The sequence below is a fragment of the Veillonella sp. 27098_8_77 genome (genome assembly GCF_041431535.1).
Taxonomy (GTDB): Bacteria; Bacillota; Negativicutes; order Veillonellales; family Veillonellaceae; genus Veillonella.
Map to the genome: position 1 here is coordinate 1 of NZ_JAPVXW010000020.1, position 24,558 is coordinate 24,558.

Consider the following 24,558-nt stretch of genomic DNA (forward strand, 5'->3'; position numbering starts at 1 on the left):
GAAATGTGCAACAAATATATATAACCTTCTATGTGGTTTTCAGAGTACAAACTCTGACAGATTCAGTGGCGATAGCTACGAGGGTCCACCTGTTCCCATCTCGAACACAGTAGTTAAGCTCGTAAACGCCGAAAGTACTTGGCTGGAGACGGCCTGGGAGGATAGGAAGTCGCTGATTAAGCTAAAAGACACACCTAAGGGTGTGTCTTTTTTATATTTGATTACCTAAATAGGCACCTGGGATAAGAATATTGCCATTACCTACATTAATTTTTACGATTGCGTTTACAGCGCCTTCTTGAACTTCTGTAATTTTACCTTTTAATTGATTTCTTGCACTTAATTGCATATGATTTTCCTCCAATTATTAAGATTAAGATTCAATTTTTATATATTTTATATGTATATACAAAAATAAGCCATGATGTATATCACATCATAGCTTTTTATACGTGGAGCGGGCGAAGGGAATCGAACCCTCCTCTCAAGCTTGGGAAGCTCGCATTCTACCGATGAACTACGCCCGCATGATGTACATATTGTATCATACTATAATATGTACATTCAAGAGGCGCTTCCTTTTATGGTTCATACCCATAGTGGTAATTGTATTGTATTGCTAAAAAAATAGTTGTATAAAGTAATGAGGAAGGAGGCATATGTATGTCAAAGATTTATAAAATTCATAAATGGCTATCTATAGTTTCTGTAATATTTTTCCTTATGTTTTGTATTACAGGACTTGTCCTTATGTTTAGAACTGAGTTGAATGCTTGGGCTCAGGGAGGGACACATCACTCAACTTTATCAATGGCGATGAGTCAACAAGAAATGTCTATTTTTGATCATGCTGATGAAGGGGCCCTATTAGTGAAAGAAAAATATCCGTCCAAGGATATTTTAAATATTTCTCCTGCTATGGGGACTTCACATCTTTTACGTTATCGTATTATTGATTCATCTGCTACCGTAGCACCTCCAGCACGTATGGGGATGGGCGGGGATTATGCATTATATAATCCTGAAGCGAAGGCTCTCATTACTACCCATCATGAAACACCTGCTCATCCTTGGGTTCGCGGTGTATTACATACACTTCATCAACTACATACAAGATTAGATCTTGGAAAAACAGGAATTTATATAGTAACGATTCTATCATTCCTATGTGGCTTATCCATTATTTCTGGCATTTTTTTATATGGTCCATTTCGTAAAAGCTTTGCAAAATCAACTGTATTGTCCAAACATATGAAGTTAAGTACATTGCATCGTGAATTTGCGATGGTTGCTACTGTATGGGGCTTTATATTATGCATTACAGGTGTATGGATCGGCGGATTTTTTATTGCTAATGACAGCTATAATGCGGATGTATTACACACGGCAAAGCAAGAACTTTCAGCTGGCCAATCTGATATATTACAACCATCTGAAGCCATTTCTCGCATTATGAAAGCATATCCTGACCGTCAAATTATATCTATTGATTATCCATCTAAATTTAATGAACATCATTATACATTTTATTTAGGTGCTAAAAATGATGATGATCCAGCTATGTTTTTGGGCCAACCGGTCTATGCTAATTTATATACTGATTCTAATAAGGATATGTATTCTACAAAAACGATTCCATGGTATTTTACAGGTATGACTACAATGATTAATCTCCATATTCACAATCACAATACAATGGTACTTAGAATACTATGGGCTATTTGGGATATCGTTCTTATTATAGGCATTGTGACTGGTATTATGATGACGATTAAAAAGAAATTTGTAAAATCTAATGCGATGGAATCTAAAATACCAACTGAGATTAAACATGTTTGGCGCACACCAATCTGTTGTAGTATTTTGGTATTGCTTGGCTTTATTGTACCTCTTTGGTCAAATGCAATTACAAATACTATAGCAGCTATTTGTTTGACAATTCCTCTTATTGTATTTTTTGTTTCTTTAGTCAAAGGATTTAATTATTAATCCATTGTAGTATTCCTGTACTCAATCAGCATACGTATTTGCCACAAATATTTGATTACTCTAGACTCAATCAGCATGGTTCATCATTAGTTTATTGATTGATTTCGAACTAAAATGATATAATAACATATATCAACTAGGGTTTTTATGTATGAAAACTTGTATTTATATTATGATTGAGAAAGTGGTATTTATTATGAAGTATATAAAAGCATTTATTCAGTCTGAGTCATCTGGCGGTATTATGCTATTACTTGCTGCTATTCTTGGCGTGATTACGGCCAATTCACCAATAGCGGGACAGTATTTTTCCCTCATGCATATTTATTTAGGCCCAATGGATGTACTTGAGTGGGTTAATGATGGCTTAATGGCATTATTTTTTCTCTATGTAGGGATTGAAATTAAAACAGAAATGATTTCTGGTGAATTAAATACTAACTCCAAGCGTTTATTACCAGTTTTGGCGGCATTTGCCGGCGTTGTAACTCCTGCGTTAGTTTACTTTTTAATCGCCGGATCTGTACCGGAATACACGCATGGTTGGGGGATTCCTACGGCTACTGATATAGCCTTTGCCATTGGCGTTATTATGATGCTTGGAAAGCGCGTATCACAAGCAATGAAAGCCTTTCTTTCAGCATTAGCTGTCATTGATGACTTGATTGCTATTATTGTAATTGCCATATTTTATGGTGGAGGTGTAGATTTTCCTCATTTAATCGTTGCTGCTATTGTGACGGGGGCACTATGGTATACCAATAAACAAGGCTATGTGAGACCAGTTTTATATGGTGTACTCGGGGCCGTTCTTTGGTATTTTGTTTTAAAATCTGGCGTTCATGCCACTATCGCTGGTGTTGTGCTAGCTATGACTATTCCCGCATCTGGCAAGCTAGATGGAGAAACGGTGTATCCTATGCACGCATGGGCGGATAAACTGAAAAATTGGGTTAATTTTTTGATTATTCCTCTATTTAGCTTCTTAAATGCTGGTGTATCCTTCTCAGATGTTTCTGTAGATCATTTGTTCCACCCTGTTGTTTTAGGTGTTTCATTAGGCCTTATCTTAGGAAAACAGCTTGGTATATTCTCCGCTGTTTACGTTTTAGTACAATCTAAGATTATTAAGATGCCGACTAATACGACATGGCCAGAGGTATATGGTACTGCCATCGTTTGTGGTATCGGTTTTACCATGAGTCTGTTTGTTGCCACATTGGCATTCCCACCTGGGGTAACCCAAGAGATGTCTAAGATCGGTATTTTTATTGGATCTATTATCTCTGGTTTGTTAGGCGCTACTGTTCTGACAATTGCCTATAAAATCAGAACAGCAAGACATAAATAGTGATTGAAGTATATTAGGAAGGATTTATATGGAACGGATATTTGTATTTTTACGTTCTCCTGGTGCTGCAACTACTGTATTACTAGGGGCTACCATTATTGCCTTAATCGTTGCTAATTCTCCGTTGGCTACACAATACATGTCATTAGTAAACTTACCATTGGGACCATTAACTACTATGGAATGGGTTAATGATGCGTTGATGGCCATCTTCTTTCTTTTCGTAGGATTAGAAGTAAAACGTGAATTGGTGAGTGGTGAGCTTAATACTAATGCTAAGCGTATCATGCCAGGCATTGCTGCTTTATTTGGGGTTATTGTACCGGCTATTATTTTCTATCTTATAGCTGGTTCTAATGATGTATATGTTCATGGTTGGGCAATTCCAACGGCCACCGATATAGCATTTGCTATTGGTGTTATTACGGCGTTAGGTTCAAGGGTACCAAACTCTATGAAAGTATTCTTAACGGCGTTGGCTGTTATTGATGATCTAATTGCGATCATTGTAATTGCTATTTTCTATGCATCAAATCTCAATGTGTTTTATCTAGTTGTTGCTATTATTGTGACAGGATTATTAATTTATTGTAATCGTGCTGGTTACGTTCGATCGTTATCTTACATTATTCTCGGTGTAATTTTATGGTATTGTATCTTACGGTCTGGATTACATGCCACAATGGCCGGTGTAATTCTTGCCATGACGATTCCGGAACGCGGTAAGATTGGCCGCAAATATGTAAGACCGATGCAACACTGGGAACATTACTTATCCAACTGGGTGAGCTTTGTAATTGTTCCGATTTTTGCATTTTTTAATGCCGGGGTTAACCTTGATGGATTCGGTATGGCTGATTTAAGTCATCCAGTTGTACTAGGCGTTGCATTAGGCCTCATTTTGGGTAAACAAATTGGTATTTTTGGTGCCATGTTTGGGATGATTAAATTAGGAATTGTCCCTATGCCTGCAGAAGCTAACTGGAAATTTATATATGGGACTTCCATCGTATGTGGTATTGGTTTTACCATGAGTATATTCGTTTCTGTTTTGGCTTATGATCCAGGTCATGCGCAAGAGATGGCTAAGGGCGGTGTGTTGATAGGCTCCATCATTTCTGCTATCATTGGTTATGCCTACTTACGTATAGTCGGTTCTAAACGCAAAGAATGTCATATTGGGGTATATCATAATTGCTAGTTGAGCAATAAAGGGGAATGTACATGATTAAGAAGGTTTTAATACTATGTACGGTGTTATGTATGACTAATATGATGGCTTTCACACAAGGAAAATCTGTTGATAAGGGACAACGGGGCCATCATGTACAAAAAATTCAAACTATGTTAGTACATCAAGGCTATCTTAAGGATTCAGCCGATGGTATTTTTGGGCATAACACTGAGTTAGCAGTACGCAAGTTTCAAAAAGCTAAGGGCCTCGCCGTAGATGGGCGTGTAGGCACAGCTACGATGAGTGCTTTAGAAAAGGAAGAAACCCGTTTTGGCGATTCAACCATTTCGCGTAGTCATAATGGGGTTCCCAATAAATATGTGCGGGTTATGACGATGCATGCTAGTGCATATAGCTCGCAAGATCCTGGGAATAGTAATTATACGGCAACCGGCAGTCGCTTGAAAAAGGGGATTGCCTCTGTGGATCCTCGGATTATTCCTCTAGGTACAAAAATGTTTGTCGAAGGTTATGGCTATGCTGTGGCAGACGATGTAGGTGGTGCTATTAAGGGCAGTCGTATTGACTTAGCCTTTGATTCACGTGCTGATGCTTTAAGATTTGGACGTCAGACTGTAAAGGTTTATATTTTATAATTCCATACAATTGTGTTGAAAGCTCTAGTTTATGACTAGAGCTTTTTCCGAATTATATTATTTCTCTAAATACGAATATTCGGAGTTTCATGGTATAATATAAGTATCAATATAAATTGAGTATTCAGCAAAGGAAGGCTTATGAATAAAGTTCGACGTGTTGAAAGAATGGTGGCTATGACTAAACTGCTAGTCGATTCACCACAAAAATTAATATCTCTTAATTATTTCTGTGATTTTTTTGGAATGGCAAAATCCACAGTAAGTGAAGATTTGACCTGTGTACGCCAATCGATGGAACATTTTCAATTGGGTACATTGGAAACGGTGGCAGGTGTAGCTGGTGGCGTTAGATTTATACCTCATCGAAAAGGGGAGCAGGCGAATGAAATCTTACGGGATGTTCAACAACGTTTGCGTGAACCGGATCGCATCATACCTGGTGGGTTCATTTATATGTCGGATATTTTATATGATTGGCATGTGATGACCCGTTTAGGTGAAATTATAATGACCCGCTTTGTTGATCGTAATCCTGATTATATTTTGACAGTAGAAACAAAGGGAATCCCATTAGCAGTTATGGTAGCAAGAGCTTTCAACAAACCTCTTGTGATTGCCCGTCGTGATAGTAAGGTTACGGAAGGATCTGCCATCAGTATTAACTATGTAACGGGTTCATCGGGCCGAATTCAAACGATGACATTGACTAAACGCGCCATACCACAGAATGCGAAGGTCTTAATTATTGATGATTTTATGAAGGCTGGAGGTACGGCTAAAGGTCTTACAGAGCTTGTACATGAGATGAATGGTAAAGTGGTGGGAATCGGTGTCCTAGTAGCTACAGCTGAACCGAATCCTAAGTTAATCAATGATTATGAATCGCTATTTACGTTCCATGGTATTGATGAAAGTACAAATGAAATTCATATCGATCCTGTATTTGATACGATTGATAGATAGGAGTTTACTATGAAAATTGCAAGTCTTATTTTAGCGGCTGGTAAGGGTACACGGATGAAGTCCAAATTGCCAAAGGTGCTTCATAAAGTGGGCGGTAAAGCTATGGTTGAACGCGTATTAGAAACAGTTCAATCATTAGGAACTGATAAAGATGTTGTTATCGTCGGCTTTGGTGGTAATGCGGTACAAGACTATTTAGAAGGTCGTGCTGAATTTGTACGTCAAGAAGAGCAAAATGGTACGGGTCATGCAGTAAAGATGGCGGAACCTGTATTAGGAGATTTTGATGGTACTATTCTTTTATTATGCGGCGATACACCACTCGTTACAAAAGAAAGCTTAGAAGCACTTTTAGAAGAACATAAAAACTCTGGTGCGGCAGCTACAATTTTGACTGCTCATATGCCTGACCCAACAGGTTATGGTCGCATCATTCGTAACGCTGAAGGTCACGTTGTACGCATTGTGGAACAAAAGGATGGTAAGCCAGAAGAATTAGCCGTACAAGAAGTTAATACTGGTATGTATGCGTTTGATAGCAAAAAACTTTGGCCATGTCTCGGTCAATTATCCGATGATAATGCACAAGGTGAATTATATATTACCGATGTGGTTGGAATTCTTGTGAATGGCGGCGATAAGGTAAGTGCTTATATGACTGAAAATTTTGAAGAGTCCTTAGGCGTAAACTCCCGCTTGCAATTGGCTGAAGCAGAATCTATTTTAAAACATCGTAAGAATGTAGAATTAATGACAGCAGGTGTAACAATTATTGATCCAGCGAATACCTATGTAGCGCCAGAAGTTACTGTTGGTGCTGATACAATTTTACATCCTGGTACTGTGTTAGAAGGCAATACGGTAATTGGTGAAAATTGTGAAATTGGACCTCATACACGTTTGACAAATGTGAAAGTAGGTAATGACACAGTGATTCATTTCACCTATGGTCACGATTGTGAAGTAAAAGATGGCGTAGATATTGGTCCATATGTACATTTGCGTCCTAATACGGTTATTGGCAATAAGGTTCATATTGGTAATTTCGTAGAGGTTAAAAATTCCAATGTTGGGGAAGGCACTAAATTCCCTCATCTATCCTATATTGGCGATAGTGATGTAGGTTCTGGTGTTAATATTGGTTGTGGTACGATTACGGTAAATTATGACGGAAGAATCAAGCATCGCACAACAATCGGCGATGGTGCATTTGTAGGTTGTAATAGCAATTTAGTAGCGCCTGTAACAGTTGGTAATTATAGCTATATAGGTGCCGGTTCTACGATTACGAAAAATGTTCCTGACAAGGCATTAGCTGTAGGTCGCAGCAAACAAATTGTGAAAGAAAATTGGGTTACAGACGATACTTTCAAAAAGAAATAGGAATTTATTAAAAATTTTTCACACAAGATAGGAAAAATAGTATACAATAATAAGGCAATAAGGTTGTATATCTGTAATATTTCGTTACATATACATTGAGTAACTAACTGAGATTACGGAGAAATGAAAGGGTATCAAAATGGCATTTGAAGACGGCAAAAAACTTAAGATTTTCACAGGTAACGCAAATCCAGAGTTGGCAAAGGAAATTTGTGATTATTTAGGTTTGCCTTTGGGTGAAGCATTTGTAGGTCGCTTTAATAATGGCGAAGTACAAATTATGATTGATGAAAGCGTACGTGGCAAAGATGTATTTATCATTCAACCAACTAGCTATCCTGTAAATGATAACTTAATGGAATTGATGGTAATGGCCGATGCATTAAAACGTGCTTCTGCTCGTCATATTACAGCAGTAGTTCCTTATTATGGTTATGCACGTCAAGATCGTAAAACACGCGGTCGTGAACCAATTACAGCTAAATTAGTAGCTAACTTAATGCAAACTTCTGGTATTACACGTCTTGTAACAATTGATTTGCATGCAGGTCAAATCCAAGGCTTCTTTGATGTGCCAGTTGATCATTTATATGGTGCATCCATTCTAGCTAAATACATTAATGAAAAACATCTCGAAGATGTTATCGTTGTATCTCCAGACCTTGGTGGTGTAACACGTGCTCGTGATTTGGCTGACCGCATCGGTGCTCCTATTGCCATTATTGAAAAGAAACGCCCTGAACCAGGCGTGGCTAAGGTTATGAATTTAATTGGCGATGTAAAAGGAAAAAACTGTATCATCGTTGATGACATCGTAGATACAGCAGGTTCTCTTGTAGAAGGTGCTAAAGCATTAGAAGCGTTTGGTGCAAAATCTGTTATGGCTGCTGTTACTCATGCTGTATTGACAGACCCAGCAAGCGAACGCATTGCAAACTCTAACATTAAAGAGCTTATCGTAACAAATACAATGCCATTACCAGAAAATTGTAAATTACCAAATGTAACGCAATTATCTGTAGCTCCATTATTGGGTGAAGCCATTATGCGTATCTTTCACGAAGTTTCAGTAAGTAATTTATTCGATAAATAATAGGTGATTCTTGAAATTAGTAGTAGGCCTTGGCAATCCGGGCAAGCAATATGAAACGACAAAACATAATATAGGATTTATGGTTATCGATGCCATTGCAGATAGCGTATCTCACACGCCTTGGAAAGAGGAACAACGTGCTGAGGTTTGTAGTATCAATGTAGATGGGGAAAAGGTATTGCTTGTAAAACCACAAACGTTTATGAATGCTAGTGGTGAATCGGTAGGGCCTTTGATGCGGTACTATAAGATAGATCCTTCTGATGTGTATTGCATCTATGATGATATGGATTTACCTGTAGGAAAATTACGTATTCGACCTAATGGAAGCTCTGGTGGTCATAATGGGATTAAATCTATGATTTCTCATTTGGGAACGGAGAATTTTCCACGATTCCGCGTCGGTATAGGTCGCCCGCTGCCACAATGGACTGTTATTGATCATGTGTTAGCACCATTTAGTGAAGAAAATCAAGAGAAGGTACAAAAAGGTATTAAAGATACGGTGAAAGCTGTATTAGGAACCTTAGAGGTGGGTATCGATAAAGGGATGAATTTATATAATCCTAAACGTCGTCCACATCGATAAATAACATGCATAAGGGCATGAGTCTCATAGAGATTCATGCCTTTTTTATGAGGTATTACTATGAATCAGCAACAAATGCCCTTTGTTGAGGCATTGGAAGATTATAAAGAAGAACATTATGTGCCCTTTCATACACCAGGGCATAAAATCGGTGGTGGGGCTCATCCAATTTTACAATCATGGATGGGACCTGCACTGTCATATGATCTAGGCGTAATGTATGCATTGGATGACTTACATGAACCAGAGGGTGCATTAAAAGAGGCACAAGAGTTAACAGCTCAATTGTATGGTGCTGAACATTGTTGGTTTTCTATTAACGGCACAACGGCCCTTATAGAGGCCATGATTATGGGCATTGTGAGTCCCGATGAAACCATTATTATCCCTCGTGAGGCTCATCGCTCCGTCGTTAGTGGTCTTGTTCTATCAGGCGCCAAACCTGTTTATATGAATTGTGAATTTGATGAGCGATGGGGAATTCCATTAGGTGTAACCTTAGAAGATGCTGTAGAAACGATGGATGCACATCCAGAAGCCAAGGCCATTTTACTGGTATATCCCAATTATTATGGTGTAGGTGTTGATATAAAGAATATTGTTAAAGAAGCGCACAAGAGAAATCTGGTTGTTTTGGTTGATGAAGCGCATGGTCCTCATTTACCATTTGTAGAAGCATTACCTATTGAGGCTATCGAGGCGGGTGCAGATTTGGTAGCACAAAGCACTCATAAGTCGTTAGGATCCCTGACGCAAACGTCATGGCTATTAGGTCAGGGCAATCGCTTTCAGTATCGCCGTATCACACAGATACATCAAATGTTACAAAGTACGAGTCCGAATTATATATTCTTAGCATCTCTTGATATGGCGCGTCATCAATTAGCTATGGAAGGTACGAATTTAGTGAATCGCACTGTATCGTTAAGCTTACGATTGCGGCGTGAGTTGTCATCCATAGCTGGGATTTCTGTCATGTGTGGAGAAGATGTAGATAGACCTAATTATGATGTAACAAAGGTATTAATCGATGCTAAGGAATTAGGAATTACAGGTGTAAATTTTGAAAAACGACTACGTGCCCATCATATCGAAGTTGAACTTGTGCAAGCGCATCATGTGCTCGTTCTAATCACCATAGGTGATACCGAGGAATCTATTATGAATCTTGTAAAAGCGGTACAAGCTATCAGCGATGAGATTTGTAGTGAGTCATCTTTATTGAATCATATGGGTGGTCAAATAGTGGACCGCACTAAAATTATTCAGTCAGCTAGTGTTTTACCTACTCCAGTTGTGCGTATGACACCGAGAGAAGCCCTCTATAAGAATCGCAGAACTTGTTCTTTAAAAACAGCTTTGCATCGTATTTGTGGTGAAACCATAGCTTATTATCCGCCAGGGATTCCCTGCGTAGCCGTAGGTGAAGAGATTACGGAATCTGTGTTACAATATATACAACAACGGCGTGCACTAGGCTATGTACCTAATGGTGCGGCCGATATGAGCTTAGAAACAATACAAGTTGTAGAGGAGTAAATATGGGGACTTTAATCATACTAGAAGGTGGCGATGGTAGTGGTAAGGCCACGCAAACAAAGCGTTTAGTAGAACGATTACAGGCAGAAGGACATCGTGTATGCAGTGTTAGCTTTCCAAATTATGATAGCGATGCATCTATGCCTATTAGGATGTATCTGTCGGGACAGTTTGGTACCGATGTAGACTCAGTTAACCCTTATGTGGCGAGTTCTATGTATGCTATAGATCGCTTTGCATCCTATAGAATGGATTGGGAATCGTTCTATACTGATGGTGGTATCATTATCGCCGATCGTTATACAACATCTAATATGGTTCATCAAATGGTAAAATATACAGATCCGGATAAGCGCATTCAATTTTTAGAATGGCTAGAAGATTTTGAGTTTGTTAAGTTTGGCTTGCCACGTCCTGATGTGGTATGTTTACTTGATGTTCCGTTGGAGGTGACCGAGTCTTTGATGTCTGAGCGTACCGGTAAAACTGGAGGCGAGACTGGGGACATACACGAAGGAAATCGAGCATATTTACAATCTGTTCACGATGCATATGATGAATTGGTTGAACGCTATCAATGGCATCGTATTTCCTGCGCTCAACAAGATGAATCTGGAACTTTCACAATGCGAAGTATAGAATCTATACATAATGATATATATGAGGTGATAAAAGCTCTATTAAAATAGGTGAAACCTCAAGTCTTTGATAATGGCGGCTCTTTAAAAAGTCGCCATTTTCCTATATAATAGTAATATTGGACAGGATAGGAGGGATTATGACATATTTTGATAATGTAATCGGTCAAGATACGATTAAAAACCACCTAACTGAATTGGTAAAACGGCAAACATTACCCCACAGCTTGCTATTCTATGGTGAAGCTGGACTCGGTAAGCTCGATATGGCTATTGGATTGGCATCCTTGATTTTAGGACGACCAGTTTTTCAGGGCCACAATGGTGCTGATTATTTAGAGGAGGTAAAAAATGCGCGCCTTGCCAATGGTGAAAGTGAAAAGAAAATAGAGGCGGAAGGTTTACCCATTTATATGGATAAGGGCGATGCATTTTGGATTCGTCCCATGAAGTCTACCTTAAAAGTAGAACAGTGGTATACCTTATTACAAGATCATCTATCGGTGGCTGGACTTGGAAATCGCGTCGTTATTATTGAAGACTTTCATGTGGCCAATGCTATTATGGCTAATGCCATGCTAAAGACGATTGAAGAACCACCCGCACAGGTGTACTTTATCATTATTACGAATAAAATTAATCTTGTATTACCTACGATTATTTCCCGTTGTATGGGTATTGGTTTTCAACCGGTTTCGGATGAAAGTATACGACGTGCATTGGCGGAACGGGGCATTAAAGGAAACATAGAAGAAGCTATTTCCATGGGGCATGGTAATCCTGCTGTTGTAGAATCACTGTTACAACAAGGAACTATAGCCATGTTGGATTTAGCTATTAAATGGATGCAAACCTTGGGGTCTGATTCACGTTGGTTTTCCAAAGTTGCCATATGGTGTGAATCATTAACTCGTGAGGATGCATTGGATTTAATGCATTGGTTACGCGTGGTAAGTCGCGATATGATGGCCCTAAAATGCGGGGCTACGAACGAACAACTACGTGTGCCTATGCATAGTACTGTATTATTAAAATTATTACCGCATTGGCCCATGGCCGCTTTAGCAACTGTAGTTCATGAAACGTTACGAGCGGAACAGGCTTTGCGTTTACACATAAAAATCGCTCTCGTGGTGGACGGTCTCAGTATCGCCCTTCACGATGCTCGTGAGGAGGTTTAGATGGTAACCATCGTTGGCGTACGATTTAAAAAGGCCGGTAAGATTTACTATTTTTTACCTGGTGAAGAAACTTTATCCATCGAGGATGGCGTCATTGTTGAAACTGCGCGTGGCGTTGAATATGGTACGGTTGTTATTGGACCAAAAGAAGTTTCGAAAGATTCTTTAGTGATGCCTGTCAAAGAAGTGATGAGAAAGGCCACACCTAAGGATTTGCAACAATTAGAAAAGAATGAGGAACGGGAAGAAAAAGCCTTTGCTATATGCTTAGAGAAAATTGCAAAGCGTAAATTGCCGATGAAGCTAATTAACGTAGAATACACATTTGATATGAATAAAATTGTGTTCTTCTTTACTGCTGACGGGCGCATAGACTTTCGTGAACTCGTAAAGGATTTAGCCACTGTTTTTAGAACACGCATTGAGTTGCGTCAAGTAGGTGTTCGCGATGAAGCTAAGGTGTTAAATGGAATTGGCGCCTGTGGTAGACACTTATGTTGCTCCAATTTTTTAGGTGACTTTTCACCCGTATCGATTCGCATGGCTAAGGATCAAAATCTTAGTTTGAACCCTACCAAAATTTCTGGTGTATGCGGCCGACTCATGTGTTGTTTAAACTATGAAGATGATTTGTATAAAAAGGGTGGCGATCTATATGTGAAGAAGGAGAGAACCCCTTCTCCTCGCGATGTAGAACCACCGGGGATTGGCAAGGAGGTTGTAACCGATGAAGGCATTGGTAAGGTCCTTAAGGTAAATCATCATAAACATACGGTTAAGGTTCAATTAGAGGCAGGCCGAACCATTGATTTAAAATGGTCCGACGTGGCATTACCAGATGAATGATTTAGAACAACTGGATGATTTGATTATCGATGATTTAAAAATATATCAACGGCGAGATCAATTTCGATTTTCCTTTGATGCCATTGCGCTAGTGCATTTTTGCCGTTTCAATGGACATTATCGATATATAGATTTGGGGACTGGCACCGGTGTATTGCCGTTGATAGGGACATCATTGGGAGCAGGCCATATGACAGGCGTTGAAATTAATGATGTAATGGCCAATCTGGCTCAGCGCAGTGTTACTTATAATCATAAGTCTGATGTTATATCTATCGTTCAAGGCGATTATCGTACAATGAGCTACCATCAGTTTGGCCCTAAACCCTTTGATGGTGTATTAGTGAATCCACCATACTTTGATCATCATGGTGGTAAAGTTCCTGGTGATAGTAATCTATGCTTGGCGCTGCATGATATGTGCACCACCATTGATGATGTATGCAAATCTGCATCAAGATTGGTTAAATATAAGGGTTATCTATGGATGGTATATAGTGCACCACGTTTATCTGAGTTGATGGCGTCGTTAGCATCAACCGATTTTATCATTAAACGATTGCGTTTTATTCATGGTATGATTGGAAAACCAGCTAAAATCGTTTTGGTGGAGGCCATAAAAGGTGGAAAATCATCACTTATTGTGGAACCACCGCTTGTCGTATATAAAAAACCTAATGTGTACACGGAGGAGGTGTCTCGTTGGTATGAACGAAAATAACAAGGGCACCCTATATTTAGTGCCTACGCCAATTGGCAATTTAGAGGATATGACCTATCGCGCTGTACGCATATTAAATGAGGTTGATGCTATTGCGGCAGAGGATACGCGTCATACAGGTATATTGCTAAAGCATTTTGAAATTAGTAAGCCTTTGATTTCTTACCATGAACATAATAAGGAAGAAAAAGGAAACGCCATTATTGCTATGCTGTTAAATGGTAAGGATATTGCTTGCGTCAGTGATGCGGGGATGCCCGCCATATCGGATCCAGGTGCAGATCTTGCGTCAAAAGCTATTGCACATGACATATCTGTTGTACCATTACCTGGTGCTAATGCGGCATTAACGGCACTTATTGCATCCGATTTAGACACAAAACAATTTACATTCTTTGGTTTTTTACCAAAGCGTGGTAAACATCGAAATGATGCTCTCCAACTTATGGCTAAACAACGGGGGACGCTTATATTCTATGAAGCACCTCATCGTTTACAAGAGGTACTAGTAGATATGTATGCAGCCTTTGGGAACAGGCCGATTACGATTGCTCGAGAGGTAACTAAGAAGTTTGAAACCTTTCTACGTAGTGATTTAGCATCTATATGTAATGATCTAGATCAAATAACCTATAAAGGAGAATTTGTTCTCGTTATAGGCGGTTGTGAAACGGGAGAATCCACTGATGATGTGGAAGAGAAACCTGTGTCTTATGAAGAGGTAGTAGCTGAATTGGTAGCATCAGGCGTGCCAAAGAAGGAGGCCATACGCGAGGTGGCAAAACGCTTTGGTGTTTCACGCCGTGAGGTTTATAATATTGTAGAACGATAACACTTTCACAAGTGATGAATAGAAGGAGATTATGATGGGCGAAGAAAAAAAGACATATTATATTACAACTCCAATTTATTATCCTAGTGCTAAATTGCATATAGGTCATACATACTGTACATCCGTAGCCGATACCATTGCACGTTTTAAACGTCTCGCAGGCTATGATGTACGATTCTTGACAGGTTCTGACGAACATGGTCAAAAAATTCAACGTGCCGCTGAGGCACAAGGTATTACACCATTAGAATATACGACTAATATTGTAAATGGATTTAAAGCATTATGGGAAAAAATGCATATTTCTAATGATGATTTCATTCGCACTACTGATCCACGTCATGAAAAGGTAGTCCAAGAATTATTTACGAAAGCTTACGAAAAAGGCGATATTTACAAAGCTGAATACGAAGGCTGGTATTGTACACCTTGTGAATCCTTCTGGACTGAACAAAAACTTGGTGAAAATCATACCTGTCCAGACTGTGGTCGTCCTGTAGAGCGCGTTAAAGAGGAAAGTTATTTCTTTAAACTCGGTAAATATACAGACCAATGGCTTAAATTTATTGAAGAAAATCCTGACTTTATTCAACCTGAATCTCGTCGCAATGAAATGATTCAGTTCGTAAAACAAGGTCTTGAAGATTTGGCCGTTTCTCGTACATCCTTTGATTGGGGCATCAAGGTTCCTTTTGATCCTAAACATGTTGTTTATGTTTGGTTTGATGCACTCGTAAACTATATTAGTGCATTAGCCCCATTTGATGGTGATGGTGAATTATATAAGAAATTCTGGCCAGCAGACCTTCATTTGGTGGGTAAGGAAATTGTACGTTTCCATACCATTATTTGGCCTATGATGCTCATGAGCCTTGAGTTGCCATTGCCTAAAAAGGTATTTGGCCACGGCTGGATGATTGTAGATGGTACGAAGATGAGTAAATCTCTAGGTAATGTTATCGATCCAAATCCATTGATTGATACATATGGTGCGGATTCTTTGCGTTATTATTTGTTAAGTGAAATTACATTAGGTCATGATGGAAACTTCACATTACCTAACTTTGTAACAAAAATCAATGCAGACTTATCTAATGACTTAGGTAACTTGTTGAATCGTACCATTGCGATGATTGAAAAATATCATGGTGGTATCATTACAAAAACTGATGATGTAGATGATTTAGATAAAGAAATTTCTTCCTTGGCAGAACAAACGGTGGCAGATTTTGAAGTTCAAATGGAAGCTATGGAATTAAATAAGGCCCTTAAAACAGTATGGGCTTTCATCAGCCGTATGAATAAATATATCGATGAAACTATGCCTTGGGTATTGGCTAAGAGTTCTGAAGAGGCGGATATATTACGTTTGAAATCTGTTATGTATCATCTTGCTGAAAGCTTACGCATCATTGCCGTTCTCGTAAGTCCTGTTATTCCAGTAGGGGCTCCAAAAATTTGGGAACAATTGGGCCTAGGTGGTTTTGATCATGTCCAATTGGATGATGTGCGCACATGGGGTGGTACTCCAACAGGTACAAAGGTCGTAAAAGGTGAGCCAATTTATCCACGTTTTGAAATCCCAGAAATGGTAGACATCGTCACTGTAGAAGAAAAAGCTATCGATGCTGTTGATACATCGAATATTCCACCATTAAAAGAAAATATTACCTATGATGATTTTGATAAATTGGATCTTCGCGTAGCAAAGGTTATTAGCTGTGAAAAGGTACCAAAGTCTAAAAAATTATTGAAATTCATATTGGATATCGGTATTGAAGAACGCACCGTATTAAGCGGTATATCCCAATATTACGATCCAGAATCTATGGTTGGTAAAAAGGTCATTTACTTAGCAAACCTAAGCCCTAAAAAAATGATGGGTATTGAGTCTTACGGTATGATTTTATCCGCTTCTGATTGGGAAGAACATTTAGAAGTTACCAATATTGAATCCTTACCAGCAGGGAGCATTGTGAAATAATGAAACTCTTTGATACACATGCGCATATTAATGACAATCGTTTTGATAACGATAGAGCGGATATGCTACAAGCCTGTTTTGATGCAGGTGTTGAATACATTATGATTCCTGGTGTAGATAGACAAACAGTTGAATCTGGCGTTGCATTGGCAGAAACAGATGACCGTTTGTATGCTGCTGTAGGAACCCATCCGCACGAAGCAAAAGACTTTACTGATGATGATTATGAATATTTTAAAGAATTAGCCTTGCATAACGATAAGGTTCGCGCCATCGGTGAAATTGGCCTTGATTATTATTATGATTTTTCAGATCGACCAACGCAAAAGAAGGTTTTCATACGTCAACTTGAGTTGGCTCGTGAAGTAGATTTGCCAATTATTATCCATGATCGCGATGCGCATGGAGATATTATGGATATTTTGCGCAATGAAGGTAAGGAGAACTGGGGGATTTTCCATTGTTACTCTGGCAGTTGGGAGATGGCAAAAGAAGCAATTAAATTGGGCTTTTATATCTCATTTGCAGGACCTGTGGTATTCCCGAAATCGACTAAATTAAAGGAAGTGGCAAAACAAGTGCCCCTTGAACGTATTCTTATCGAAACAGATTCCCCGTATTTGACACCGCCTCCATTTAGAGGACGTCGCAATGATCCTAGTAAAACACAATTTGTGGCACAAGAAATCGCATCCTTACGTGGAATGGATGTGGATGAGTTTGCTTCTATTGCTTATGAAAATGGCAAGCGTGTATTTGGAATAAAATAAATAGTGATAGTCATAGATACTATAAAATATATGTAGATTTATATATCTATGCTTAGAAAACGCGATTCTTTCTTGGAAGGAATCGCGTTTTTCTATGGTATACTAACAATATATAGTCTATATGGATTTGGACTTACAAAGGATGAAAAGATGGAACGCATAGCATTTATTGACTTGGGATCGAATTCCGTTCGATTCGTTATTTATGAAATATCAGATACAGGTAGTTATCGTTTAATATATCAGGAAAAAAATTCAATTCGTTTAAGCGAAAATATGTGGGGAAAACATAAACTGACAGAAGCGGCGATGAATCGAGCTTTAGTATCTTTACAGTCTTATGTACATATGGCAAAGGCTCTTGAGGTAAACTTCATTAAGGCTGTTGCAACAGCAGCTGTACGGTTGGCTAAAAATGGTGATGAATTTATTAATATAGTAAAACGAGAAACAGGGCTTGATTTAGAATGTATTTCTGGTGAGGAAGAGGCGCGATTAGGATTTTTAGGGGTAATCAATACAATTGGTCTTAAAGACTTTGTTATCTTTGATTTAGGCGGAGCCAGCACAGAGGTAACATTAGTACGAAATCGACAGATTGAACGATCTGTGAGTTTACCCATTGGTGCACTCACATTAACAGGTACTTATCAAACAGGGGATGAGTTCACAGAAAAAGAATATAATAAAATGGTCAAGGCCATAAGGAAAACTATAGAAGAACAGGCTTGGCTAAAAAATACTAAAATGCCTCTATTAGGCATTGGCGGAACAGCACGTAATATTGCAAAAATGGATCAACGTAAATTATCCTACCCAATAACTAAAATACATAACTATGAAATACCATATCATAGATTTACTGAACTTTTAGATGAGGTTAAATCTAAGCCTTTAGCTCAACGTAAAAAAATAAATGGGCTCTCATCTGAACGGGCTGATATCATTATTGCAGGTATGACCATCGTCTATGAATTATTTAATTATGTGAATTGTAAAACCCTAGTCGTAGGTGGTTCTGGGCTTCGAGAGGGGTTATTTTATGATTATTATGGGCATAATTATTTAGGTGGTAAACCTATTATTCCCGATATTTTGATTCACTCCGCAGAAAATGTCCTCCTTGGTATGACACGTCATGAACTCGTTCATGCTAAATATATTTGTAAATTGGCAGATACATTATTTGAACAGTGGTGGTCATTGCATAAGGGGGATAATGCATTGCGTCGATGCTTGCAAGTTGCGTCATTGTTGCATGATATCGGTAAACGGGTCAATTATTATAGCCATGCCAGACATGGATGCTATATGCTAGTCAACAGTAATTTATATGGTATGAGCCATATTGAACAGGCTTTTAGTGCATTTTTGGTTATGAATTCGCATGGTTTAACGCCTAAGGAATATAAAAATTTCTTATACGGTAAATTACTGGATGATGAGCAACGTACTATGGGGCAGAAGTTATCAATTATTTTAGCCATTGCAGAGGCTCTTGATGAAAGTCATGAACAATTAATTACCAAATTAGATAGCCGAATTAGCCCTGATAAGGTGCTATTAATCGTAGAATACCCAAAACATCGAGATATAGATATAACAAAAGGGGCTGTTGAAAAATTAGTAAAGCCTTTTAAAAAGGAATTCAAACGTCAGTTAGAAATTGAGTGGTCCCCTCAGTAGGAGGTAGGTATGACATTATCTAAAGTGCTCAGATATGCAATTTTACATGTTGGGTCTAGCAGTATGAGCATTACAATATTAGAATATAAAAGCATTGATGAAGTCCGTGTGATTGACTATGCTGCACGAGAAGTTACCTTTGGGGAAGAATTATTTCAAACCTCTCGCCTTAGCTTTAAAACCATTGAGGAGATTTGTGATATTCTTAAAGGCTACAAACAATTGATGGCTGATTATGGTGTGTCTAGATGTCGTTTATACGGGACTACAGTAATTAGAGAAGCCGCAAATCGAAGAGCTATATTAGATCAGATTTTTATACAAACTGGTATGCGTGTGGAAGTAATAGACATGCCTAAAGAGGTTTATTTTAAATACGCTCTCGTATATTATGAAATGATGTATCACCATAAGGCGGCGGATGAAGATACGGCTTGCTTATTTGCGGATATTACGTCCGGTGGCGTTGGCTTAACCGCTTGGCGAGGAGCATCTCTATTATTTCAACAAAATATGCATAGTGGTTCTCTTCGTGTTATGGAGTCCTTTAATCGAAACCAACGTGCATCGATATCATTTAGTACAGCCATAACAGAATATTTGCATCGTATGATTAGCCCATTACGCGAGGAATTACAACTTTTTAACATTAAAAATATTATTCTCTCCGGTGATGAGGCGCGTTTAATTCTACAGTTAATGGGGTATAACGATAGCGACCCTATTATTACAATTAATCCTCAACAGTTTAAGGAACTCGTTGATTCCTTTGATGGCATTACGGCCACTAAATTGATGAATCGTTATAAGATTCCAGAGTTTAAAGCCAATATTCTCATGCCGACTATGATTCTCTTTGCAGAGCTTATCAACGCTATACAACCGGAGTCGTTAATCTTTAGTAGCTATTCCTTTTCGCAAGGTATTAGTTGGTTCTATGGCGTAGAATCGGAAAACCATCCCTATATGTATCAATTGCGCGAGCAAAATGCAGATTTGGCACGGGCTATAGCATCACGCTATCATACGGACTCCGTCCACGATCGAGAGGTAGAGCGTTTTAGCTTAGCTTTTTGTAACGCATTGCGGCATAAGGGCCTACCAGAACGGTGGGGCTATTTGTGTCGCATAGCGGCTATCCTCTGCTCTGTTGGTAAATTTGTAAGCCTTAGAAATCATGGAGAACATGCGTATCATATCGTAATGGGTACGGATATATTTGGGCTTTCAGAAGAAGAAAAACAAGTGGTTGCCAATGTGGTGTATTACCACTATAAAGGGACACCTTCGGATGATGATGAATATTTTAGAGTCCTTACAGAATTGCAAAAAATACAGGTTACAAAGCTAGTTGCTATTGTCAGAGTAGCTTGCTCATTAGATGCGGGGAGCAATCAAAAAATAGATGAAATACGTTTAGAAGAACGGGATAAGGAGCTAATTGTCCATGTAAGGACAAAGGAGAATATATCTCTTGAATGGTGGACGTTTAATCGGGATTCTGTCTATTTTAGTGAAATATTTGGGATGGAAATTTCCTTAACCATAGGGGGTGTGTAAGTTGTTTACAAGTCCAAAATATTATTTTAATCGTGAGTTATCATGGCTCAAATTTAATCAACGGGTTTTATTGGAAGCAATGGATACAAGCAATCCCTTGATGGAACGATTGCGCTTTATTGCAATTGCTAGCTCTAATTTAGATGAATTTTTTATGATTCGCGTTGCAGGATTGCGCCATCAAGCTATGAATGGCATCGTTAAATATGATGCAGCCCATATGGATGCAAAAGCTCAACTTAAAGCTATCGATGAATCTGTACAGCGTTTAGTTTCCTTACAATATACGTATTTACATCGCGTTTTGGGGGATTTAAAAGAGAAAGGGCTGTGTTTTTTTCATCCTGAAGATCTTGATGTAAAGACAAAAGCTTGGTTGCGTCACTATTTTGAGGAACAAATTTACCCTGTTGTGACACCGTTGGCCGTTGACTCAGGGCATCCGTTTCCATTTTTAGCCAATAATACGATTAATGCTATTGTTCGTATCTTTCAAGTCCAACCGGATGGTTCTAAGGATTATAAAATTGCCATTTTGCCAATTCCATCAGTACTAGATCGAATCATCGAAGTACCATCCTCATCGAATAAGGTACATAGATTTGTGTATTTAGAGGATATTATTACCTATTATTATGCGACCCAATTCTTTCAAGGTTATGGTATTGAAGAAGCTATGATTTTCCGATTGACTCGTGATGCGGATCTTGAAATTGATGAAGAAGATGCAAAGGATTTATTGACCGAAGTTGAAGCGTCGTTACGACGTCGACGTCGAGGTGATGCTGTGCGGCTAGAAGTGGTTGGTAATGGTTCTTCTGAGTTATTGCGTACCGTATTAGCTAGTGTAGAGTTAGAGGAAAAGGATGTATATTATATAGATGGTCATTTAGATTGTCGTATGTATCTAGATTTTTCAAATTATCCAGGCTATGATCATTTGCGGTATAAACCGTTTGAGCCTAAAATACCGAGCGATCTAATTGGCTGTGAAGAAGAGAATTTACTCGATGTAATTCGTAGTCGAGATATATTCGTACATCACCCTTTTGAAACCTTTAATGTAGTTGAACAATTTGTAGCACAAGCGGCTGTTGATCCTAATGTCTTAGCTATTAAACAAACCTTGTATCGCGTCAGTGGTGAATCACCTATTATTGCATCTCTTATAAAAGCGGCTGATAATGGTAAGCAAGTTACTGTCTTAATGGAGGTTAAAGCTCGTTTTGATGAAGAGCATAATATCATTATGGCCCGTAGATTGGAGAAGGCCGGTTGTCATGTAATTTATGGCTTAAAGGGCTTAAAAACACATTCTAAAATTACTATGGTGGTTCGACGCGAAGAAGATGGAATTCGCCGCTATGTTCATTTAGCAACGGGGAACTATAATGGTAAAACAGCCCGTATATATACTGATTGTGGGATTTTTACAAGTAATGATGAATATGGTGATGATGCATCCCGTTTCTTCAATTTGATTTCTGGCTATTCAGATCCACCGATCTGGAATAAATTTATTGTGGCTCCACTAAATTTACGGGAACGTATAATGGATCTTATTGATGAAGAAATTGAATGTGCCAAACGTGGTGAAGATGCATACATCATTGCAAAGATGAATTCTTTACTCGATAAAAAGGTTATTGCGAAATTATATGAAGCATCGGCCAATGGTGTACGCATTGACCTCATTGTGCGTGGGATTTGTACATTGCGACCTGGCATCGCAGGTATAAGCGATAATATTACGGTGCGTTCCATTGTAGGACGTTTTTTAGAGCATCATAGAATATTCTATTTTAGAAGTGGCGGTAATGACAAAATATTTATCTCTAGTGCTGATTGGATGCCTCGTAACTTGAATGAACGTGTTGAATTGATGATTCCTATTGAGGATAAACGTCATAAAGCACGTATCAAGGGTATTCTTGATTTGTACCTTGTAGATACGCTAAAAGCTCATATTATGAGAGCTGATGGATCGTATTATAAGGTAACAGATGTAGAGGGACCTATATCTGCACAAGAAGAATTAATGGAGGCCGCCAATACGCAAGAAAGTAAAGAAAAAATGACTGTTATAGAACGATTTAAGCCAATGTTTAAGATGAAAGAATGATGAAATTTAAAAACGCTGTTATATAGATGTATAAATATAGATTATAAATACCTAATTTACGTATGTTTTAGTCGTTTTATTTACTGTAATATGAAATGTAAATGAAAATTTAGAACTTTAATATATTTTGTGGTAACAATAGAAAAACTCATAAATATTCATTGTCGAAATAATATATACATCATATACTATATATTGTAGTAGTATCTTATATACCTCTACAATTTTGCTTATGTAGTATGTTATCGAAAAACCTAGATATGTATTTATACAGTGGACAAAACGTAAAAAAACAAAAGATTAAAAATAAGAAAAGCCATATATTATAAGGGGTTATCAACGATTGTTAACCTTGTGTGTTTGACAGGTTATATCTAACTGTAGTAGAATATGATTGTTACAGGAGGTATTTCGTAATGAGAATTCAAAAGACGCACAAGCGATATATATCGTCTGTGGTTGCTGGATTGATGGTAACTGCAATAACCTTGACTGGTTTTTCTTACAACGATAAAACTGTTACAGTCATGGCTGATGGTGCAGCTCATACTGTTAAAACACATTTAAATTCGAATGAAGGTATCGTGCGTAACGCAGGTATTAAATTAAATCCGAAAGATAAAGTAATTAGCGATTCTAATTCTGTACAAGAAGGGACAACACTTACAGTAGTAAGAGCATTCCCAGTATCTGTTACAGTAAATGGAAAGACTAGAACTGTTTATACTACACAAACTACAGCAGAGGATTTAGCAGAAGAATTAGGCTTTAAAGCTCCTAATTATACCACTGTAGCTAGTGGTGCTATTCAAGCTGGTAGTACTGTGAATATTGTACGTGTTACAAGCCGTGCAGTGAATACTGTGGATCAAGAAATCCCAGTTCAAGTTATTCGTCAAAAAGATGGCACAATGGCTCAAGGTGAAGAAGAAGTTGTTCAAGTTGGTCAACCGGGCACTGAACGCGTTCAAGTTGAGACATTATATAATAATGGCACCGCTATTAGAACGAATGAATTGTCTAAGTCTGTAATGACAAATATGGTACCTACAATTATTAAAGAAGGTACTCGTGAAGTAACGACATCCCGTAATGTATCTGGCCGTGCATCTCGTTCCATCGTTATGGAAGCATCTGCTTATTTAGCAGGTGATGGTGACGGTGCTGGTATTACTGCTACAGGTATTCCTGCAGTACGCGGTGTAGTTGCTGTTGACCCTGATGTGATTCCATTAGGTACGCGCTTATTTATTCCAGGCTATGGTGAGGCCGTAGCAGCTGATACAGGCGGTGCTATCGTAGGGAATCGTATTGACCTTGTTATGGACTCCTATGGTGAAGCCATGGACTTTGGTCGACGTGATGTAACAGTTTACGTACTCGATTAATTCATATTAATAATAAATGGAGATATCCAAGTGATATCTCCTTTTTGTATAATTAACCTAATGAGAAAAGGACGATATTTTCCAACGAGG

General features: G+C 38.4%; 21 protein-coding genes, 1 tRNA gene and 1 rRNA gene. 21 read left to right on the forward strand and 2 right to left on the reverse strand.

The window, feature by feature from the left end; translation table 11 throughout:
* Positions 1–61 precede the first annotated feature (61 nt).
* Positions 62–178, forward strand: a 5S ribosomal RNA gene (gene rrf, locus O3617_RS09080).
* Between the two features lie 33 nt (positions 179–211).
* On the opposite strand, the gene O3617_RS09085 is transcribed toward rrf, so the two are convergent.
* Positions 212–349 carry a molybdopterin-binding protein gene (locus tag O3617_RS09085; RefSeq protein ID WP_371449646.1) on the reverse strand — a complete coding sequence of 46 codons (138 nt, stop codon included), beginning with the start codon at positions 347–349 and terminating at the stop codon, positions 212–214.
* A gap of 104 nt (positions 350–453) precedes the next feature.
* Positions 454–527: transfer RNA gene (locus O3617_RS09090), tRNA-Gly, on the reverse strand.
* Between the two features lie 136 nt (positions 528–663).
* Between O3617_RS09090 and O3617_RS09095 the strand changes: the two genes are divergently transcribed.
* The 20 genes from O3617_RS09095 to O3617_RS09190 all read left to right on the forward strand — a co-directional run bounded on the left by O3617_RS09095 (position 664) and on the right by O3617_RS09190 (position 24,468).
* On the forward strand, positions 664–1,989 hold the full coding sequence (locus O3617_RS09095; RefSeq protein WP_371449647.1) for a PepSY-associated TM helix domain-containing protein: 1,326 nt from the start codon (positions 664–666) through the stop codon (positions 1,987–1,989).
* Positions 1,990–2,185: 196 nt separating this feature from the next.
* Positions 2,186–3,340, forward strand: a complete 1,155-nt coding sequence (nhaA, locus tag O3617_RS09100; RefSeq protein ID WP_371449648.1) for a Na+/H+ antiporter NhaA — start codon at positions 2,186–2,188, stop codon at positions 3,338–3,340.
* Positions 3,341–3,368: 28 nt separating this feature from the next.
* On the forward strand, positions 3,369–4,541 hold the full coding sequence (gene nhaA, locus O3617_RS09105) for a Na+/H+ antiporter NhaA (protein ID WP_371449649.1): 1,173 nt from the start codon (positions 3,369–3,371) through the stop codon (positions 4,539–4,541).
* Positions 4,542–4,564: 23 nt separating this feature from the next.
* On the forward strand, positions 4,565–5,170 hold the full coding sequence (locus O3617_RS09110) for a 3D domain-containing protein (RefSeq protein WP_371449650.1): 606 nt from the start codon (positions 4,565–4,567) through the stop codon (positions 5,168–5,170).
* A 141-nt stretch (positions 5,171–5,311) separates the two neighbouring features.
* Complete coding sequence (gene purR / locus O3617_RS09115; RefSeq protein WP_371449651.1) at positions 5,312–6,136, forward strand: pur operon repressor; 825 nt, start codon at positions 5,312–5,314, stop codon at positions 6,134–6,136.
* Between the two features lie 9 nt (positions 6,137–6,145).
* Entirely contained in the window at positions 6,146–7,519 is a 1,374-nt protein-coding gene (glmU, locus tag O3617_RS09120; RefSeq protein WP_371449653.1) for a bifunctional UDP-N-acetylglucosamine diphosphorylase/glucosamine-1-phosphate N-acetyltransferase GlmU, read from the forward strand.
* 139 nt (positions 7,520–7,658) lie between these two features.
* Positions 7,659–8,612 (forward strand): ribose-phosphate diphosphokinase, encoded by a 954-nt coding sequence (locus O3617_RS09125; protein ID WP_371449654.1) that lies wholly within the window; start codon positions 7,659–7,661, stop codon positions 8,610–8,612.
* A gap of 10 nt (positions 8,613–8,622) precedes the next feature.
* Positions 8,623–9,201, forward strand: a complete 579-nt coding sequence (gene pth / locus O3617_RS09130; RefSeq protein ID WP_371449655.1) for an aminoacyl-tRNA hydrolase — start codon at positions 8,623–8,625, stop codon at positions 9,199–9,201.
* A gap of 60 nt (positions 9,202–9,261) precedes the next feature.
* The gene (locus tag O3617_RS09135; RefSeq protein ID WP_371449657.1) at positions 9,262–10,740 is read left to right on the forward strand and encodes an aminotransferase class I/II-fold pyridoxal phosphate-dependent enzyme; all 1,479 of its coding nucleotides are present in this window, start codon (positions 9,262–9,264) and stop codon (positions 10,738–10,740) included.
* Positions 10,741–10,742: 2 nt separating this feature from the next.
* Positions 10,743–11,429: a dTMP kinase gene (locus O3617_RS09140; protein WP_371449659.1), complete on the forward strand. Its 687-nt coding sequence runs from the start codon at positions 10,743–10,745 to the stop codon at positions 11,427–11,429.
* Positions 11,430–11,518: 89 nt separating this feature from the next.
* Positions 11,519–12,559, forward strand: a complete 1,041-nt coding sequence (locus O3617_RS09145) for a hypothetical protein (protein WP_371449660.1) — start codon at positions 11,519–11,521, stop codon at positions 12,557–12,559.
* Positions 12,560–13,405, forward strand: coding sequence for a stage 0 sporulation family protein (locus O3617_RS09150; protein ID WP_371449661.1), 846 nt, complete (start codon positions 12,560–12,562; stop codon positions 13,403–13,405). It abuts the gene before it with no gap.
* Positions 13,398–14,126, forward strand: coding sequence for a tRNA1(Val) (adenine(37)-N6)-methyltransferase (locus tag O3617_RS09155; RefSeq protein ID WP_371449663.1), 729 nt, complete (start codon positions 13,398–13,400; stop codon positions 14,124–14,126). Before O3617_RS09150 ends, O3617_RS09155 begins: the two co-directional genes overlap by 8 nt.
* A complete protein-coding gene (gene rsmI / locus O3617_RS09160; RefSeq protein WP_371449665.1) occupies positions 14,113–14,958 on the forward strand; it encodes a 16S rRNA (cytidine(1402)-2'-O)-methyltransferase in 846 nt (281 codons plus the stop codon). Before O3617_RS09155 ends, rsmI begins: the two co-directional genes overlap by 14 nt.
* Positions 14,959–14,992: 34 nt before the next feature.
* Positions 14,993–16,942 (forward strand): methionine--tRNA ligase, encoded by a 1,950-nt coding sequence (gene metG / locus O3617_RS09165; protein WP_371449676.1) that lies wholly within the window; start codon positions 14,993–14,995, stop codon positions 16,940–16,942.
* On the forward strand, positions 16,942–17,712 hold the full coding sequence (locus tag O3617_RS09170) for a TatD family hydrolase (protein WP_371449667.1): 771 nt from the start codon (positions 16,942–16,944) through the stop codon (positions 17,710–17,712). Before metG ends, O3617_RS09170 begins: the two co-directional genes overlap by 1 nt.
* A gap of 150 nt (positions 17,713–17,862) precedes the next feature.
* On the forward strand, positions 17,863–19,398 hold the full coding sequence (locus tag O3617_RS09175) for an exopolyphosphatase (protein ID WP_371449669.1): 1,536 nt from the start codon (positions 17,863–17,865) through the stop codon (positions 19,396–19,398).
* A gap of 9 nt (positions 19,399–19,407) precedes the next feature.
* Positions 19,408–20,958, forward strand: a complete 1,551-nt coding sequence (locus O3617_RS09180; protein ID WP_371449671.1) for a Ppx/GppA phosphatase family protein — start codon at positions 19,408–19,410, stop codon at positions 20,956–20,958.
* 1 nt (position 20,959) lies between these two features.
* A complete protein-coding gene (gene ppk1, locus O3617_RS09185; RefSeq protein ID WP_371449672.1) occupies positions 20,960–23,080 on the forward strand; it encodes a polyphosphate kinase 1 in 2,121 nt (706 codons plus the stop codon).
* A 416-nt stretch (positions 23,081–23,496) separates the two neighbouring features.
* Positions 23,497–24,468 (forward strand): 3D domain-containing protein, encoded by a 972-nt coding sequence (locus O3617_RS09190; RefSeq protein WP_371449674.1) that lies wholly within the window; start codon positions 23,497–23,499, stop codon positions 24,466–24,468.
* Positions 24,469–24,558 lie beyond the last annotated feature (90 nt).

Bases quoted from the DNA above. Each gene is read 5' to 3' on its own strand.
- O3617_RS09085 (WP_371449646.1), bottom strand. From the start codon at position 349: ATGCAATTAAGTGCAAGAAATCAATTAAAAGGTAAAATTACAGAAGTT.
- O3617_RS09095 (WP_371449647.1), top strand. From the start codon at position 664: ATGTCAAAGATTTATAAAATTCATAAATGGCTATCTATAGTTTCTGTA.
- nhaA (WP_371449648.1), top strand. From the start codon at position 2,186: ATGAAGTATATAAAAGCATTTATTCAGTCTGAGTCATCTGGCGGTATT.
- nhaA (WP_371449649.1), top strand. From the start codon at position 3,369: ATGGAACGGATATTTGTATTTTTACGTTCTCCTGGTGCTGCAACTACT.
- O3617_RS09110 (WP_371449650.1), top strand. From the start codon at position 4,565: ATGATTAAGAAGGTTTTAATACTATGTACGGTGTTATGTATGACTAAT.
- purR (WP_371449651.1), top strand. From the start codon at position 5,312: ATGAATAAAGTTCGACGTGTTGAAAGAATGGTGGCTATGACTAAACTG.
- glmU (WP_371449653.1), top strand. From the start codon at position 6,146: ATGAAAATTGCAAGTCTTATTTTAGCGGCTGGTAAGGGTACACGGATG.
- O3617_RS09125 (WP_371449654.1), top strand. From the start codon at position 7,659: ATGGCATTTGAAGACGGCAAAAAACTTAAGATTTTCACAGGTAACGCA.
- O3617_RS09135 (WP_371449657.1), top strand. From the start codon at position 9,262: ATGAATCAGCAACAAATGCCCTTTGTTGAGGCATTGGAAGATTATAAA.
- O3617_RS09140 (WP_371449659.1), top strand. From the start codon at position 10,743: ATGGGGACTTTAATCATACTAGAAGGTGGCGATGGTAGTGGTAAGGCC.
- O3617_RS09145 (WP_371449660.1), top strand. From the start codon at position 11,519: ATGACATATTTTGATAATGTAATCGGTCAAGATACGATTAAAAACCAC.
- O3617_RS09150 (WP_371449661.1), top strand. From the start codon at position 12,560: ATGGTAACCATCGTTGGCGTACGATTTAAAAAGGCCGGTAAGATTTAC.
- O3617_RS09155 (WP_371449663.1), top strand. From the start codon at position 13,398: ATGAATGATTTAGAACAACTGGATGATTTGATTATCGATGATTTAAAA.
- rsmI (WP_371449665.1), top strand. From the start codon at position 14,113: ATGAACGAAAATAACAAGGGCACCCTATATTTAGTGCCTACGCCAATT.
- metG (WP_371449676.1), top strand. From the start codon at position 14,993: ATGGGCGAAGAAAAAAAGACATATTATATTACAACTCCAATTTATTAT.
- O3617_RS09170 (WP_371449667.1), top strand. From the start codon at position 16,942: ATGAAACTCTTTGATACACATGCGCATATTAATGACAATCGTTTTGAT.
- O3617_RS09175 (WP_371449669.1), top strand. From the start codon at position 17,863: ATGGAACGCATAGCATTTATTGACTTGGGATCGAATTCCGTTCGATTC.
- O3617_RS09180 (WP_371449671.1), top strand. From the start codon at position 19,408: ATGACATTATCTAAAGTGCTCAGATATGCAATTTTACATGTTGGGTCT.
- O3617_RS09190 (WP_371449674.1), top strand. From the start codon at position 23,497: ATGAGAATTCAAAAGACGCACAAGCGATATATATCGTCTGTGGTTGCT.